General features: G+C 41.0%; 4 protein-coding genes, 2 tRNA genes and 3 rRNA genes. 2 read left to right on the plus strand and 7 right to left on the minus strand.

Annotated elements, in window-relative coordinates; translation table 11 throughout:
- Positions 1 to 74: 74 nt before the first annotated feature.
- Positions 75 to 410, plus strand: a complete 336-nt coding sequence (locus FOC32_RS01715; RefSeq protein ID WP_004783676.1) for a TIGR01244 family sulfur transferase — start codon at positions 75 to 77, stop codon at positions 408 to 410.
- A gap of 219 nt (positions 411 to 629) precedes the next feature.
- Here the strand turns inward: FOC32_RS01715 and FOC32_RS01720 are convergent, their stop codons facing one another.
- Positions 630 to 8,777 (minus strand): hypothetical protein, encoded by an 8,148-nt coding sequence (locus FOC32_RS01720; protein WP_175966078.1) that lies wholly within the window; start codon positions 8,775 to 8,777, stop codon positions 630 to 632.
- A 172-nt stretch (positions 8,778 to 8,949) separates the two neighbouring features.
- Between FOC32_RS01720 and FOC32_RS01725 the strand changes: the two genes are divergently transcribed.
- Positions 8,950 to 10,347, plus strand: a complete 1,398-nt coding sequence (locus FOC32_RS01725; RefSeq protein ID WP_175968131.1) for a dihydrolipoyl dehydrogenase — start codon at positions 8,950 to 8,952, stop codon at positions 10,345 to 10,347.
- A 202-nt stretch (positions 10,348 to 10,549) separates the two neighbouring features.
- Here the strand turns inward: FOC32_RS01725 and rrf are convergent.
- The 6 genes from rrf to FOC32_RS01755 form a co-directional block, all read right to left on the minus strand.
- Positions 10,550 to 10,664, minus strand: a 5S ribosomal RNA gene (gene rrf / locus FOC32_RS01730).
- Positions 10,665 to 10,866: 202 nt separating this feature from the next.
- A 23S ribosomal RNA gene (locus FOC32_RS01735) occupies positions 10,867 to 13,758 on the minus strand.
- A gap of 379 nt (positions 13,759 to 14,137) precedes the next feature.
- A tRNA-Ala gene (locus tag FOC32_RS01740) sits at positions 14,138 to 14,213 on the minus strand.
- Between the two features lie 68 nt (positions 14,214 to 14,281).
- A tRNA-Ile gene (locus tag FOC32_RS01745) sits at positions 14,282 to 14,358 on the minus strand.
- 61 nt (positions 14,359 to 14,419) lie between these two features.
- Positions 14,420 to 15,957: ribosomal RNA gene (locus FOC32_RS01750) — 16S ribosomal RNA — on the minus strand.
- The 16S, 23S and 5S rRNA genes sit together here with 2 tRNA genes alongside, the layout of an rRNA operon.
- A 438-nt stretch (positions 15,958 to 16,395) precedes the next feature.
- The gene (locus FOC32_RS01755; RefSeq protein WP_175966080.1) at positions 16,396 to 17,475 is read right to left on the minus strand and encodes a DUF6670 family protein; all 1,080 of its coding nucleotides are present in this window, start codon (positions 17,473 to 17,475) and stop codon (positions 16,396 to 16,398) included.
- Between the last annotated feature and the right edge of the window lie 19 nt (positions 17,476 to 17,494).

The following is a 17,494-nucleotide window of genomic DNA, read 5'->3' on the forward strand; positions in this document are numbered from 1 at the left end:
AACTAGGCCATCATGTTTTCAGCTTAATGCTATCATAAAGCATATCAAGATAAATGACATAATGGAGTGACATCATGAGCGAAAATGTAGGCTTTGCTGGCCAAATTGGTCCTGAACATATCTCTCAAGTAGTTGAAAAAGGTTTTAAATCAATTATCAATAACCGTCCGGATATGGAAGGTGGCCCTGAACAGCCAACCAGCGTACAAATTGAGGAGGCTGCTCGTAGTGCAGGTCTGGATTATGTCTTCCAGCCAGTAGTTGCTGGCCAGATTACCGAGCTTGATGTGCGTACTTTTGCTAACCATTATAACGAATTACCAAAGCCAATCTTGATGTTCTGCCGTACAGGAAATCGCTCCAATAATTTATATCAGTTAGCGAAACAGATGGATCTGCTGGATGACTAAGGTATTTGGGGAAATGTACTTTTAGTCAACATCTCCTTTTAGTTTCAGAGATCGACGTATGTATAAATTCTTACTGGTTATATGTTGCAGTCTTGCATTGATGGGTTGTAGTTCAATGAATTTTAAGCCTACTGTGGGTGTGAGTGTGGGAACTTCACTTTAATTTTTAAATTGAAATCCCCATAAAAAAACAGCGCCGAAGCGCTGTTTTTTATCAAATTAGTTAGTACAAGTCGTATATGGACTTACACGGTTCGGAGCATAACTTCCATCAGTCGCATAATCACTAGCTAAACTTGGTAATGTTAATGTTGTATAGCCTCTCGTTGGTGTCTGTGCAAGTGTTGTTTTCGCACCAACTTCTACAGATACCCATTGTGCATTAGCTTTCGGATATTCAATAATGAAATCAAATCTACCCGTGCTATCTGTACGATAGGTCGCAGTATATGGATGAGTTGTACTATTATTTGCTGTCCCACCTAAGAAGCGAACCACGCGTAATGCCTGACCATTAGCTACCCAAGTTGAAGTATTTGCATTAATTGGACATGTAGTTGTCAAATTCTGCATTAATGTCTGTGACGGTGTAAAATTCAACAGTGGATAGTAATAGTCATTTGGTTTAATCCACTCTTTTAAACTTATGAATGGATAAACTGCATCTAATTCTTTCACCTCTTTTGTCTTTGGTGTTCCATCTGAATTATTTTCAGGATTACCATTTGCATCTAAAACAGGTTTAGTCACGATTTTCCATGGATCTTTTTGAATACCAAACACCCATTCACCGATGACATAAGAAGTTGGACGAACATCCAGAACAACATCCTGATTTGCAACAGGTTTACCATCAACATCAACTAATTGAACAGAACCTTCTTTTTGATAATAAATTCCATTAGCTGTTGATGTAATCTCTGTTGGATTAAAGTTAACAGCAATAGAACCAACAGTTACTGGCACTTCTGAATTTACAACATCAATATGATGTGGTACACGTCGCTCTGTATTCTGTGCATCTTTAACTATAGCTTCCACACGTAAATCTGCAGCAGAGAAGTCATAGGCTGGATCACGTAAGCTTTCATCAATAACAATCGTAAATTTTGCCCAACCATTCTCATCACTTTCTACAGTTGATGCACCACGAATATAAGCACCATTTTGACTATATGCCGGGATTGTTAAAGTTACAGCTTTACCAACTTGACTTGATCCTTCTAAGTCAACGACTAATACAGACACTTCAACACTATCACCTCTTAGATTCAATTTATCTTTAGATGACTTGATTTTTAAATCTAATGTTGGTGCTAGAACTGTTGGTGAATGGACTTGAATACTACCAGGTTGAGTTACTATAGCACCTGTTGCAGTGGTATGTGTTGCTGTTAATTCAATTGGTAGAACAGGAGTTGATAATATTCCCTGTAATGATTTCATTGATACTTCAAATACAGCTTCACCAAACTCATTTGTTGTAATTTGTGAAGAACCATTAATACTCGTAGCATTACGTGGGTCATTAATCGCTAAAGTTACAGTTTCATTGGCAACCCCACCTTGATTCGCATCAAGAAGTTTAACTGTTACAAATGCACTATCACCAGATGATGACAAAGATACTCGACTGCTATCTATCGTCAAGTGATAAGGATTACTAATATCTTGAACAGTAAAAGTTAGATCCGTCTGAAGTTTATTACCACGTGGATCACGAATAGTACCCGTAACCATAATAGAGCTTAATACTGTTTTTGTAATACCTTTTGGCACAATCAAGTCAATAGGAACTGAACCGTTTCCTTGTATCACTACTCCTTCAGCACTCAGCTTAATACCTGCAGCTATCGCTTCTGGATTCAAAGTTAATTGCATTGGTGTACCATTAGCAGTATTAATCCCCATTTCATCTTTAACAGCTGCATACACTTTAACTGTTTGCCCAGCTATCACTGTTTTTACATCTGATGTTAAACGTGGATTTAAAGCATTTGCTGGAGCGGTGATACCAATTACACTTGTTTGCTGTAAACGATCGCCATTATTTAAGTTCGTACCAACTACTGCAAAGACAATACCATTTTTGATCAAACTAGCATCATATGCGCCCTCAGAAACGGTAACCGTAAATTCAGCTTCACCCTTACTGTTAGTTTGAGTTGGTACATTGCTTAATGTCACACGACTAGAAGTTAAACTAGATAGTGCAACTGCGATAGGCGTGTTTGGAATTGTATTACCAGCTTTATCAACTGCTTTAATTTTGACGCGTGTTTCACCACCAAGAACAGAAATTGTATCTAATGGCTTATCATCTACTGTCGTAAAAATAAGATTCGCTAATTCAGGTAAAATAACCTTAGCTTTATCTAACTCAATTTTACGAACCAGCGTATATTCAGAACCATCCGCACGTCGTGCAGTTGCTGTAAATTCAAGATCATTTGCAGCTAAGTTTTCAATTTCTGTATCACTTTGAGGATTGAGTGTCACTCTAAATGTTGCAAGACCTTTGTCATCTGTCATGACTTGAGATGGCGTGTTGAAACTTACACCATTACTTAAAGCAGCTTCATTTAGACCAAGTGAAACAACTTGGTTTGCAAATGCCTTACCTTCAGTATCTTTTGCATTAATCGTCACTTGGATTGTCTTAGGTGTATTCACATCCAATGCAACTACATAATCAGATGCATCTAAGGTAAAGTAATCTAGAATCTGCCCGGCATTTGGTGATTTAAAGTTCAAGGTTTGAACAGCAGCTTTACCATTGCTGGTGGTCGCCGTGATACGAACACCTGGACTTACCAACTTAATCTGCTCTTGAGTACTTGCTGCTTTATATTCAAACTCAAAATAAGCGTAACCATTGGCATCAGTAAACTTAGTTGCTTCACCTGTTAAAGTGAATTGTGCTGTTTTTAACTGCTCTAGAGTTAAATCCGGTGTATCAATCGTAACTTTTGCACCCTGTAAAGCACCCTTATCAGCAGATAACGCTTTTACTGGAATAATGATTTTTTGATCTTTTGAATAATCAAATGCTTGCAGAATTGGATCAATTAAAACTTCTGCAGGTGTAGACTCAACATCAGGAGCTCTTAAATCAATACGGCGAGAAGCTTCATAATTCGAACCATCAGCACGTTTAGCTGTTAATGTAACCTGTAAATCACCAGTCACATCATCAATCAGCTTTTGCACTTCCGCTTTATTACGTGGCAATGCCTTAAAGGTAAAGGTTACATATCCATCAGCATCCGTTTTTTGCGTAAAGGTTTGTGCACCAACATTCGCACCTGTTGGATCAAGTAAATAAACACCATTATTATGTGCTTGTTCATTATAACTGATCGTTACATCTTGATTAGCAAGTGCTTTACCACCCACATTGATTGCACGTACCTTAACAGTAATATCAGTTTGTACGTTTTCTTCAATCGCAGCATAACCATTTGTATCAATAGAAATATAATCTAATGCTTCTGAAGTTAAAGACTCTCTAAAGTTCAATTTTGTTGTCTGTGTTTTTCCATTTGCAGTTGCGGTAACAATCACACCATTTAAGATCTCACGCTGTACTGTAGATTCTGCATATTTATATTCAAATACAAATGTCGCATAGCCGTCATCACCAGTAAACTGTTCAGCTGCTCCATTTAAACTAAAGTTGAGTTGTGCTAATTTCGCTTGAATATCAGTTGTGATTGCAACTTTTTCATTTTTCAGCGTACTGCCAGCAGCATCTAATGCTTTAACGCGTACTTGAATCGTATGATTTTGAGTATAGTCAAATGAATTTAAGATTGGATCAATAACTAAAGTCTCAACTTTAGATTCAACTTGCTCTTCGGCTTGCACTAATTCAACTTTACGTTGAGCTTGACGAACAGATCCATCAGCAACTGCAGATAAGACTTTCACTGTTACGCCATTTGCCAATAATGCTTCTAATTCCTGTTGGTTCTTTGGATGCACACTGAATTCAAATTTTGCATAACCTTTTGCATCAGTTGCTACTGATGAAGCTGTAAGAAGATTAATACCATTTTCATTGGTCAATTCAATCTGAACATTTTGATTTGCCAAAACTGAACCATCAGTACCTTTTGCAAGCACTGATAATACAACTTTAGTTTCTACATCCTTATCAATGACAGCTTTACCAATCATATCAATGACAAGATAATCAAGCGTATTAGTTTGAGTTTCCGCAAAGTTAATAACTGTGCGCTGCTCTTTACCATTTGCAGTCGCCAATAACGCTACACCTTTCAATGCAAGGTTTTTTTGCTCTGTAGATTTTGCATCGTAGTTATAGCTAAATTCGAAGACAGCATAGCCTTGATCATCGGTATATTGCTCAGCAGCACCATTTAAACTCAAATTGAGTTTCGCTAATTCTGCACTTGAGATGTTTTCAGGACGCAATGTAATTTTTTCATTACGTAATGCGCTACCATCTTCACCAATCGCCTTCACTCGTACCGCAATGGTAGAATTTTTACTGTAATCATAAACACTAATCGGATCAATGATCAGATAATCAACTTCACTTGGTGCTTCTGCTTCTGACTTATAAAGTTCAACTTTTCTTGATACTTTGTATGCAGAACCATCTACACGCTGTGCAGATAAACGAACATTCAAACCAGATGCAAGCAATGCCTCTAATTCAGATGCATTTTCTGGTGCAATGTTGACTTTAAATGTGGCTTGTCCTTGTGCATTGGTCACAACTTCTGTCGCAGAATTAAATGAAATACCACTATTGGTTTCTGTTTCATTCAATTCAATTTTCACAGTCTGGTCTTTTAATGCCTGACCATTTGTTGCCAATGCAGTTGCTGTAATCGTCACTTCTGTTGGTTTATCGGTTGAGATAACTGCACGACCACCTGTAGATACCACTAAATAATCAAGATTGATTTCTTGTTCATTTGCAGGTGCTTTAAAGTTAATAATCGTATTATTCGTCTTTCCATTAGCAGTTGCTTTAATTTCAAAACCATTCAGCAGTTTCTTTTGTGCAGAAGACTGTGCATTGTATTTATAGTCAAATGTGAATGTCACGTAACCATAATCATCAGTCAGTTTCGTCGCATCGCCAACAAGACTTAAATTCAGATCAGCTAACTCTTGTGCACTAAGGGCTGTCGTTAAGCTTACTTTTTCATTACGTAAAGACTGACCAGCTTGACCAATCGCTTTCACGCGTACTTGAATTGTTTGGTCTTTTGTATAGTCATATGCTGCTTGTAACGGATCGATTAGTAGTGAAGATACTTGCGATGCTTGCTCTTGCTCAATAAGCTTAATCGTTCTTAGCGTTGTATATTCAGAACCATCTTTTGCAGTTGCTTTAACAGCGACTGTTACACCACTCGCAAGCAATGCATTCAGTTCATCTTTATTCTTTGGTTTCGCATTTAAAACGAACTCAGCATTACCTAATACATCTGTAACTAGGTTATTAGAGGTCGCATACGTTACGCCATTTGAAACTGCAGTATTATCAATACCAATACTGATACGTTGGTTAGCTAAAACCTTACCATCTGTACCCATTGCCTTGACACGGATCTTGATCGGTGTATCTGTAGTGGTCGAAATTAAGGCTTGTCCATCTGTATCGACAGTAAAGAAACTTAAGTCGATACTATCGCTCGGAGCCTTAAAGTTAATGCGAATATTACTAACCTTACCATTTGCCAAAGCATTGAAAGTAAGACCTTTTTTCGCAAGTTCTTCTTGTTCAGGCGTTTCGTTATACTGGTAACTAAGTTTAAACGTTGCATAACCTAATGCATCAGTGATTTGTTCTGCTTGGGTCGTAAAACTTAAGCCTAACTGCTGCATCTGCTGATTAGTTAAGGCAGATTTTAATTGAATTTTTTCTTTTGCTAATGGGCTTCCATTGACATCTAATGCTTTTACACGAACGGTAATTTCTTGATTTTGCGTATAGTCAAAACGGGTTAAGATTGGATCTACCATGAGGTAATCCACTTGACTCGTTCCAGTGTCAATAATCGAGTTTGAAACTAAATCAATTTTACGAGTAACTGAATGCTTAGAACCATCATTACGATAAGACACTACTGCAACAGTTAGGCCTTTTTCAATCAAGGTATTTAATTCAGTCAAATTACGTGCTGCAACTTTTAATTTAAATTCAACTTTACCTTGTGCATCCGATACAAGCTTAGTTGCCGTGGCATATGAAACACCATTTGAAATCGCAGTTTCATCAATACCAATAGCTAATTCTTGATTTGCAAGAACTGCACCATCAACACCAAAGGCTTGCGTACGTACTACAATTTCAGTTTGTTGATTAAGTGCAATTTGAGCTAAACCATCAGTATCTAAAGTAAAGTAATCAAGGCTGACTTTGTCACTGACACTCTTTGTATTGAAGTTAACTTTAATCGTTTGAGTCTTTTGATTAGATAATGCCGTGGATGTAAAAGTAATCCCTTGCTTAGCCAACGCTTGCTGTTCTGCAGATTTATTATATTGATACTTATAAACAAACTCTGCATAACCATCTGCATCTGTTAAAACTTCAGCAGCTGTACTTAAACTTAAACTCAACTTATTCAGCTGATCATCTGAAAGTAAAGATTTAATTGATACTTTTTCATTTTTAAGAGGGCCACCTTTTTCACCAATTGCTTTTACTTTAATTGTAATGTCTTGGTTGTTGGTAGGATCAAAGTTTTCATTAATTGGGTCAATTAAGAGATACTTAACTGCTTCAGTTGCAACAGCCTTATCTTCAACAACAATTTTAATATTATTGCTAATACCGTTATCTGTTGTAAACGTCGCTGTGATCCCTGAAGCCTTTAATGCTTCTACAGCTGCTGCTGTTTGCGATGCTGGTGTTTTAATTCTGAAAGTGACATAACCCTCTGCGCCGACAGACTGACTTTCATTTAAATCAAAGTTAACACCATCACTACTGCCTTCTAACTTAACAGCATTTGCTACAGCTTCGCTATTCAAGGTAAGTTTGATTTTACCTTTTTTCGCAGCATGTCCATTGTTCGCAATCGCTTTTACCTTAATTTCAACACTGTCAGACATTGCATTGATTTTATAAGATGAAGCGATTTCTAGACGTTGAATAGCTTCTTGATCGGTTGCACTATCATCTGCAGTAATGACATCAACAGTAATGGTCGCGAATTTCTCAGGGTTCTCTAGGAAAGTTGCTTTAAGTTCAATCCCTTCATCCTTCAAAGCAAGTGGTGTATCAGAATTACTTTTTAGGATAAATTCCGCATAACCTTGTGCATTTGTAATGGCTTCAGTTTTATCCAAGGTCACACCACGACCAGATTGATTGGTCTCCAGGCGAACTTTTTTACCTGCTAAATCTTGTTTATTGGAATTCTTGGCATATACACGAATACGTGCTTCGCCATTTTTTGCAGCAATCGGTGCATCAGGCTTAATAATTTCAAGTTTATCGACAATTGTTGCAATATCTTTAAATGTTAGAGACGTAGTTGCTTGCTTTTCTGCACGATGCTCATCAATGAGTTTAAAGTTTAGTGTTTTAGATGTATCTACAAGCTGTTGAATTTGTGCCGGAGTTAAATTTTTATTTGCTACAAGTTTAAAATTTGCTTTACCTTCACTATCTGTCTGTACAGATGATCCATTGCTAATTACAAACAATCCTTGTAACTCAGCAGGTAAAGACAATTCAACGGTTTGTCCTGACTTAGAACCACCTTTTGGATCAGTCACTTGGACAAAAAATTCAACTGCCCCATTTGGTAAATCAATCGTAAGGCCTTGTGGCACATCTAGAGTATAATCACTAACAATTACACTAGATTTTTTAATATTAAGGGTATATACCTGTTTAACTTGTGTACCATCTACAGTTGCAGTTAATTGTACTTTACCAGATTCAATATTAATTGAAGGAATTTTAAGCTCAAAAATAGCAATACCATCTTCAGCTGTAGCAACTAAGGAACTTTTGCTTGTTACACCTAATTTATCTGAATCATTAATCGCTAATCGTACATTTTTGCTAGAAATTCCACCTTTATCTGCATTTAAGACCTGAACAGCAATTTGTACAGTTGAATTATCTACAACCTGAACAATATTTTGGCCACTCGAATCTTGCAAACTAATATTCAAGCTTTCTGGAACTTGAGCTGTATTATCTGTAGATTCATTGCCACCTCCATTATTTCCTCCTGTATTTGGTTGACTATTATTGTCATTATTATAGTAACCGTCACTCCCCCCCCCGCCACATGCAACTAAAGAAATCGATGTTGCTAAAACAGTCGTGTTAACCCCTAATTTTTTTAAATTTATAAACAAACTCATGTTTTTTCCCACTGCATATAATAGTTAAGCTGCCATAAAAGTTAATCGTCTGGCTTTTACACAAAATTTACTCAAAATATCAAAAATAAGCAATCTAGTTACATAATTTACATCAGAAACATTGTAAATCATGCATATAAATATTCATGTTCTGAGAATTGGTAAGCAATTTATGTATGACATTATTATTATCGGTGCAGGCACAGCAGGAATCAGTGCTTATAAAGAAGCTATTAAATATACCCAAAATATTTTAATTATTAATGCTGGTTCATGGGAGACTACATGTGCTCGTGTAGGCTGTATGCCGAGCAAGCTTCTAATTTCTTCTGCTAATCGTATGCATGAGATTAAAACTGCAGAAAATCTCGGATTAGAGCATGATGCAGTAATAAATACCTCCATCGTTATGGATCGCCTGCATAAGCTTCGCGATCATTATATTCGGGCCACTTTAAAAGAAGTAGAACAATGGGATTCAGTCCATAAAGTATCTGGGCACGCAAAATTTACTAATGCTCAAACAGTCCAAGTAGACGGAAAATCTTATAAAGCTAAAAGTTTTATTATTGCAGTAGGCTCTCGACCAAATTTTGATGACACCTTAAAAAATGAACTAGGCGATAAACTCCTGACTTCTGATGAAATCTTTGAGCTTTCATATTTACCCAAATCCTTAGCAGTGATTGGTAGTGGCGTTATTGCAATTGAATTGGCTCAAGCCATGCAACGTTTAGGAGTGCGTACTACTATGTTTGCTCGTAGTCAGAAAATAGGTGTACTCACTAGTCCAACTCTACAAGCTTTGGTTAGAGAGCAGTTAAATAACGAACTGACTATCAAATTTAAAACTTTACCTGATCAAGTCAAACTCCTTAATGATCAGGTAAAAATTGACTATATAGAGAATGATCAAAAGCAAAGTATTGAAGTAGATTATGTACTCTCAGCCACTGGTCGTAGCTCTAATTTGGATCGATTAGATTTAGAGAAAATTAATCCTGAATTCCATGATGTTAAAAAGCTACCTATCAATAAAAAAACCAAACAATTAGAAAACTTACCCATTTTTATTGTTGGAGATGCAGCCCCTGATGTCCCAATTCAACATGAAGCTGCCCATAATGGTAAAGAAGTAGTCCAAAACTGCTTAAATTTTCCAGATGTTCAACCTATTTCTACCCTAACTCCTTTGGCAATCGTATTTAGCCAACCAGAAATGGCGATTATTGGACAAAGTTACAAACAGTTAGAGGAAAAAAATGCAGAATATATTAGAGGCTTTGTATCTTATGAAAGACAGGGACGCGCATTAATCCTTGCTGAAAATAAAGGTGGAGCTGAAGTATATATAGATAAAAAGTCAGGAAAATTATTAGGCGCCGAACTATTCTGTCCTCAAGCCGAACATCTAGCACACATGCTAGCCTGGATGATTGATGCAGAGCAAGATATTCATCAGATTCTGGCAAAGCCTTACTATCATCCGACTTTAGAAGAAGGACTAAGAACAGCATTTAAACATGCTCGTCGTCAGCTTGATCAACAGGAAATAATTGAAAATTCTTAAATATATTAAAGAAGTATTGATAGATAAAATTTAATTACTTCAAACAATATGGTGCAGCTAATAGCTCTGAAGTTTTGGCTGCTCCTTATTACTCCTTAACTCATTTTTTAGATCAGAAAATATCAATAGAAAAAGTTGTAACTATTTAAACCCCACGCATAAAAAAAGCCCCCTGCGTGAGCAGAGGGCTTTTGGAATAATGAGCTGGCGATGACTTACTCTCACATGGGAGACCCCACACTACCATCAGCGCTAAGAGGTTTCACTTCTGAGTTCGGGAAGGGATCAGGTGGTTCACTCTTGCTATGGTCGCCAGCACAACTGGTATGATTACTCGCTATGGTCTTATCTACGTTGCTTGCGCTTCGTTTGCCTAGCTTTCTTCAAATAGAATGCATTAACAGATGTATCTGAGTCGCAGTAGTTTGTTCGATTAGCTTAACTAAATCAAGGCTTCGTCTGATCGTTAGATCAATATGAAATCAATTGATGCTTTATATACAACTGCTTGGGTGTTGTATAGTCAAGCCTCACGAGCAATTAGTATTGGTCAGCTTCACATATCGCTATGCTTCCACATCCAACCTATCAACGTCGTAGTCTTCAACGGCTCTTTAGGAGACATAAAGTCTCGGGGAAATCTTATCTTGAGGTAGGCTTCCCGCTTAGATGCTTTCAGCGGTTATCCCTTCCGAACATAGCTACCCGGCGATGCGACTGGCGTCACAACCGGTACACCAGAGGTTCGTCCACTCTGGTCCTCTCGTACTAGGAGCAGATCCTCTCAAATTTCCAGCGCCCACGGTAGATAGGGACCGAACTGTCTCACGACGTTCTAAACCCAGCTCGCGTACCTCTTTAAATGGCGAACAGCCATACCCTTGGGACCTGCTTCAGCCCCAGGATGAGATGAGCCGACATCGAGGTGCCAAACACCGCCGTCGATATGAACTCTTGGGCGGTATCAGCCTGTTATCCCCAGAGTACCTTTTATCCGTTGAGCGATGGCCCTTCCATACAGAACCACCGGATCACTAAGACCTACTTTCGTACCTGCTCGACTTGTGGGTCTCGCAGTTAAGCGCGCTTTTGCCTTTATACTCTACGCGTGATTTCCGACCACGCTGAGCGCACCTTCGTACTCCTCCGTTACTCTTTAGGAGGAGACCGCCCCAGTCAAACTACCCACCAGACATGGTCCTCGCTCCCGATCAGGGAGCAGAGTTAGAACCTCAATATTACCAGGGTGGTATTTCAAGGACGGCTCCATGGCAACTAGCGTCACCACTTCAAAGCCTCCCACCTATCCTACACAAGTAAGATCAAAGTTCAATGTCAAGCTGCAGTAAAGGTTCACGGGGTCTTTCCGTCTAGCCGCGGGTACACCGCATCTTCACGGCGAATTCGATTTCACTGAGCCTCTGCTGGAGACAGCGCCGCCATCATTATGCCATTCGTGCAGGTCGGAACTTACCCGACAAGGAATTTCGCTACCTTAGGACCGTTATAGTTACGGCCGCCGTTTACTGGGGCTTCGATCAAGAGCTTCGCTTACGCTAACCCCATCAATTAACCTTCCAGCACCGGGCAGGCATCACACCCTATACGTCCACTTTCGTGTTTGCAGAGTGCTATGTTTTTAATAAACAGTTGCAGCGGCCTGGTTTCTGAGGCTGCCAACAGCTCAAGGAGCAAGTCCTATCACCGCCGGCAGCGTACCTTCTCCCGAAGTTACGGTACCATTTTGCCTAGTTCCTTCAGCAGAGTTCTCTCAAGCGCTTTGGTCTACTCGACCTGACCACCTGTGTCGGTTTCGGGTACGATTCCAGTGTAACTGAAGCTTAGAGACTTTTCCTGGAAGTATGGTATCAGCCACTTCACCAGTAAACTGGCTTGCTATCAACTCTCAGCATAGAGCACCCCGGATTTGCCTAAGATGCATGCCTACTGTCTTCCACCTGGACAACCAACGCCAGGCTGACTTAACCTTCTCCGTCCTCTCATCGCATTACACTGAAGTATTGGAATATTAACCAATTTCCCATCGACTACGCCTCTCGGCCTCGCCTTAGGGGTCGACTCACCCAGCCCCGATTAACGTTGGACTGGAACCCTTGGTCTTTCAGCGAACGGGTTTTTCACCCGTTTTGTCGTTACTCACGTCAGCATTCGCACTTCTGATACCTCCAGCAGACTTCTCAATCCACCTTCATCGGCTTACAGAACGCTCCCCTACCACTTGCAATAAATTGCAAATCCGCAGCTTCGGTACATAGTTTTAGCCCCGTTACATCTTCCGCGCAGGCCGACTCGACTAGTGAGCTATTACGCTTTCTTTAAAGGGTGGCTGCTTCTAAGCCAACCTCCTAGCTGTCTATGCCTTCCCACATCGTTTCCCACTTAACTATGATTTAGGGACCTTAGCTGGCGGTCTGGATTGTTTTCCTCTTGACTACGGACGTTAGCACCCGCAGTCTGTCTCCCGGATAGTACTCATTGGTATTCGGAGTTTGCATCGGTTTGGTAAGTCGGGATGACCCCCTAGCCGAAACAGTGCTCTACCCCCAATGGTATTCGTCCGAGGCGCTACCTAAATAGCTTTCGGGGAGAACCAGCTATCACCGAGTTTGATTAGCCTTTCACCCCTATCCACAAGTCATCCCCTGGCTTTTCAACGACAGTGGGTTCGGTCCTCCAGTTAGTGTTACCCAACCTTCAACCTGCTCATGGATAGATCACCCGGTTTCGGGTCTATACCCAGCAACTATACGCCCTATTAAGACTCGATTTCTCTACGGCTCCCCTATGCGGTTAACCTCGCTACTGAATATAAGTCGCTGACCCATTATACAAAAGGTACGCAGTCACCACACGAAGTGGCTCCCACTGCTTGTATGCATGCGGTTTCAGGATCTATTTCACTCCCCTCACAGGGGTTCTTTTCGCCTTTCCCTCACGGTACTGGTTCACTATCGGTCAGTCAGGAGTATTTAGCCTTAGAGGATGGTCCCCCTATATTCAGACAAGGTTTCACGTGCCTCGCCCTACTCGACATCATCATATCAGCCCTTTCGTGTACAGGACTATCACCCACTATGGTTGCACTTCCCAGAGCATTCCACTAAAACTGATATGACTTAATGGGCTGTTCCCCTTTCGCTCGCCGCTACTGAGGGAATCTCAATTGATTTCTTTTCCTACGGATACTGAGATGTTTCACTTCTCCGCGTTCGCCTCATAAACCTATGTATTCAGTTTATGATACCGACCTTATAGCCGGTGGGTTCCCCCATTCAGACATCTCCGGATCACAGGATATTTGCCGCCTCCCCGGAGCTTTTCGCAGGCTATCACGTCTTTCTTCGCCTCTGACTGCCAAGGCATCCACCACATGCACTTAATTACTTGACTATACAACCCCAAACAGTCGTTACACCTACAAGTCAGTGTAGCAACGTAGTTGTTTGCGATCTTGTGAACTTAATCACTGTACAGCTTCAATTAGATTCATATACCAAAACGCTTGATTCAGTTAATTTCGCTAGTTCTCATTCAATCACTTCAACAATCAATCTTGCGATCTCTTGTTTCCGCTCTTGTATGAGTATGAACAAATTATTTCAACTCAAATATATTCTGTTAATGATTTAATGCATCCTCGTCGGACTGCATTACTGTGATAAATCACAGAGATTAATAACAATGCCGCGTATTATACGCCGCTTTCTTACTAAGCTCTATAAGCTATCAAACCGTTTGCTTAATGTTTAACTCATTGCATCGCAATGAGTGGTGGAGACTAGGAGAGTCGAACTCCTGACCTCCTGCGTGCAAAGCAGGCGCTCTACCAACTAAGCTAAGTCCCCAGCTTATCATATAGGATTCAATGTTCTGATTTTCTGCTTTACTCTGCAATTACTTGCTTCGTCAGGAGTGGTGGGTCTGACAAGACTTGAACTTGTGACCCCACGCTTATCAAGCGTGTGCTCTAACCAACTGAGCTACAGACCCTCAGATACATCGTCATGAAGAACAACTTGTTGTGGATTCTTACCAATCGTCAATCTTTCGTTAAGGAGGTGATCCAGCCGCAGGTTCCCCTACGGCTACCTTGTTACGACTTCACCCCAGTCATCGGCCACACCGTGGTAAGCGTCCTCCTTGCGGTTAGACTACCTACTTCTGGTGCAACAAACTCCCATGGTGTGACGGGCGGTGTGTACAAGGCCCGGGAACGTATTCACCGCGGCATTCTGATCCGCGATTACTAGCGATTCCGACTTCACGCAGTCGAGTTGCAGACTGCGATCCGGACTACGATCGGCTTTTTGAGATTAGCATCTGCTCGCGCAGTAGCAACCCTTTGTACCGACCATTGTAGCACGTGTGTAGCCCTGGCCGTAAGGGCCATGATGACTTGACGTCGTCCCCGCCTTCCTCCAGTTTGTCACTGGCAGTATCCTTAAAGTTCCCACCCAAAGTGCTGGCAAATAAGGAAAAGGGTTGCGCTCGTTGCGGGACTTAACCCAACATCTCACGACACGAGCTGACGACAGCCATGCAGCACCTGTATCAGAGTTCCCGAAGGCACCAATCCATCTCTGGAAAGTTCTCTGTATGTCAAGGCCAGGTAAGGTTCTTCGCGTTGCATCGAATTAAACCACATGCTCCACCGCTTGTGCGGGCCCCCGTCAATTCATTTGAGTTTTAGTCTTGCGACCGTACTCCCCAGGCGGTCTACTTATCGCGTTAGCTGCGCCACTAAAGCCTCAAGGGCCCCAACGGCTAGTAGACATCGTTTACGGCATGGACTACCAGGGTATCTAATCCTGTTTGCTCCCCATGCTTTCGCACCTCAGTGTCAGTATTAGGCCAGATGGCTGCCTTCGCCATCGGTATTCCTCCAGATCTCTACGCATTTCACCGCTACACCTGGAATTCTACCATCCTCTCCCATACTCTAGCTAACCAGTATCGAATGCAATTCCCAAGTTAAGCTCGGGGATTTCACATTTGACTTAATTAGCCACCTACGCGCGCTTTACGCCCAGTAAATCCGATTAACGCTTGCACCCTCTGTATTACCGCGGCTGCTGGCACAGAGTTAGCCGGTGCTTATTCTGCGAGTAACGTCCACTTATCCCGGGTATTAACCAGGTAAGCCTCCTCCTCGCTTAAAGTGCTTTACAACCAAAAGGCCTTCTTCACACACGCGGCATGGCTGGATCAGGGTTCCCCCCATTGTCCAATATTCCCCACTGCTGCCTCCCGTAGGAGTCTGGGCCGTGTCTCAGTCCCAGTGTGGCGGATCATCCTCTCAGACCCGCTACAGATCGTCGCCTTGGTAGGCCTTTACCCCACCAACTAGCTAATCCGACTTAGGCTCATCTATTAGCGCAAGGTCCGAAGATCCCCTGCTTTCTCCCGTAGGACGTATGCGGTATTAGCGTCCCTTTCGGAACGTTGTCCCCCACTAATAGGCAGATTCCTAAGCATTACTCACCCGTCCGCCGCTAGGAATCAGGTGCAAGCACCCTATCCCCGCTCGACTTGCATGTGTTAAGCCTGCCGCCAGCGTTCAATCTGAGCCATGATCAAACTCTTCAGTTAAAATCATTTCGAGTTTTATAAGTAAAACTCTTAAACTTGGCTCATCAATTTCCTGACTTAAATTTCGCTCAAATAAACTTCGAGTAATTCAAACCAATCAATCAATGAAAATAATTTCGATCAATCAACCAGTAAAAATCCACACAAGTTGTTCTTCATAATCTCTTAATGATCTTCTTACTACTTCGTCAGTAGCAAGCTAGGTCGGCTATACTACTCTCTATCTCTAGAAAGTCAACCAGTAATGAAAATTATTTTTAAACTTCCTTTCTAAAACCCAACTTAACCATTTCATGCTAAGTTACTGTTTTATCAGAAGTTTTAATCTTCATCACCGCCGATGGATGTGCATTATAGACCAATCCCAAACAAGCGCAACCCCTATTTTTAAGAAAATACTTCAGTTGATTATTATTTCTACAAAAATGCCGACTTTCCCTATTTCTTGAGCATTAAAGGTACAGGATTGGCCAATGTACTTAATAATTTCTCTTTTTTATTGTGTTCCTGAAAGCGCAAGGAGCGGCAATCTATATATTCACAATAGCCCCCATCCCCATGCTCAGTCTCGCCATTAATTCTGACTTCGTAATTAAAGCTTCCAACATAACCCGCAGCCAGACCAAATTTGAAATCTCCCCGACTTTGCCCCTGCAGCAAGATCTGCATTCCTTTGCCGTCTTCATAGCACCACTCAAACTCACGCGGCAGATACATCTTTTGCCCATTTGGGGTAGTCACACTCGGATAAACCCGATGCACCTTGAAATAGACTTTTTGATCGAACATTTGACTGGTCATATTTTTCAGGTCACGCAGATAAATTCGTGACTGCACAATACTGTTCAGACTATCCCGAATTTGTGCCAGCAATAATTGTCGTCCTTCACTCAGGTTAATAATCTGATAAGTCAGAAAGGCTAAAGGCAAATAGGGAAAATTAAAGCTGCGTGCAAATTCAAAACTACCTAAGCTCTCAATAATATATTTCTGATCTTTATAATGTAAGGTACCCTGACAATAACAGAGCAAAGACCAATGATCAGCCAGTGCAAAGCGCATTTGGGTGAAGTGTGAAATCAGATTGGTCGTATGGATGCTGAGATCAAAGCTCAGTTCAGAATCAAAACGCTGTAAACGAAAATGCGGAAAGTCGCCTGTCAGTTTTTCACGATCCAGAAACTGAAACAGGCCATACTGAAACTTGCAATCCTTTTTGATTGAATAGCAATTTAATTGTCCTGCCATATGCGGACTGGTACTACAGATTACTGTAACTGTATCCAGTGCATTGGTTTGAATAGCACTCGGGTTTGCCAACATCGGTGCATTAGGCTGACCGATGATACTCAAAAAGTTAAGATAATGAAGGGGTGCAGGCAGATCAGGAAGCGTCAGGCCCTGATGAATAATTTTATATTTCTGGTTTGGCCCATGATAGGCAAGATTATGCTGGGAAACAGCAGGAGTCTGATTCAGCTGTTTCGAACGATCTAGAAAATCTTGAAGAAACTGCATCTCAAACTCCTTATTTTTA

The sequence above is a fragment of the Acinetobacter sp. FDAARGOS_724 genome (assembly GCF_013364475.1).
Lineage (GTDB): Bacteria > Pseudomonadota > Gammaproteobacteria > Pseudomonadales > Moraxellaceae > Acinetobacter > Acinetobacter variabilis.

Bases quoted from the DNA above. Each gene is read 5' to 3' on its own strand.
- FOC32_RS01715 (WP_004783676.1), top strand. From the start codon at position 75: ATGAGCGAAAATGTAGGCTTTGCTGGCCAAATTGGTCCTGAACATATC.
- FOC32_RS01720 (WP_175966078.1), bottom strand. From the start codon at position 8,777: ATGAGTTTGTTTATAAATTTAAAAAAATTAGGGGTTAACACGACTGTT.
- FOC32_RS01725 (WP_175968131.1), top strand. From the start codon at position 8,950: ATGTATGACATTATTATTATCGGTGCAGGCACAGCAGGAATCAGTGCT.
- FOC32_RS01755 (WP_175966080.1), bottom strand. From the start codon at position 17,475: ATGCAGTTTCTTCAAGATTTTCTAGATCGTTCGAAACAGCTGAATCAG.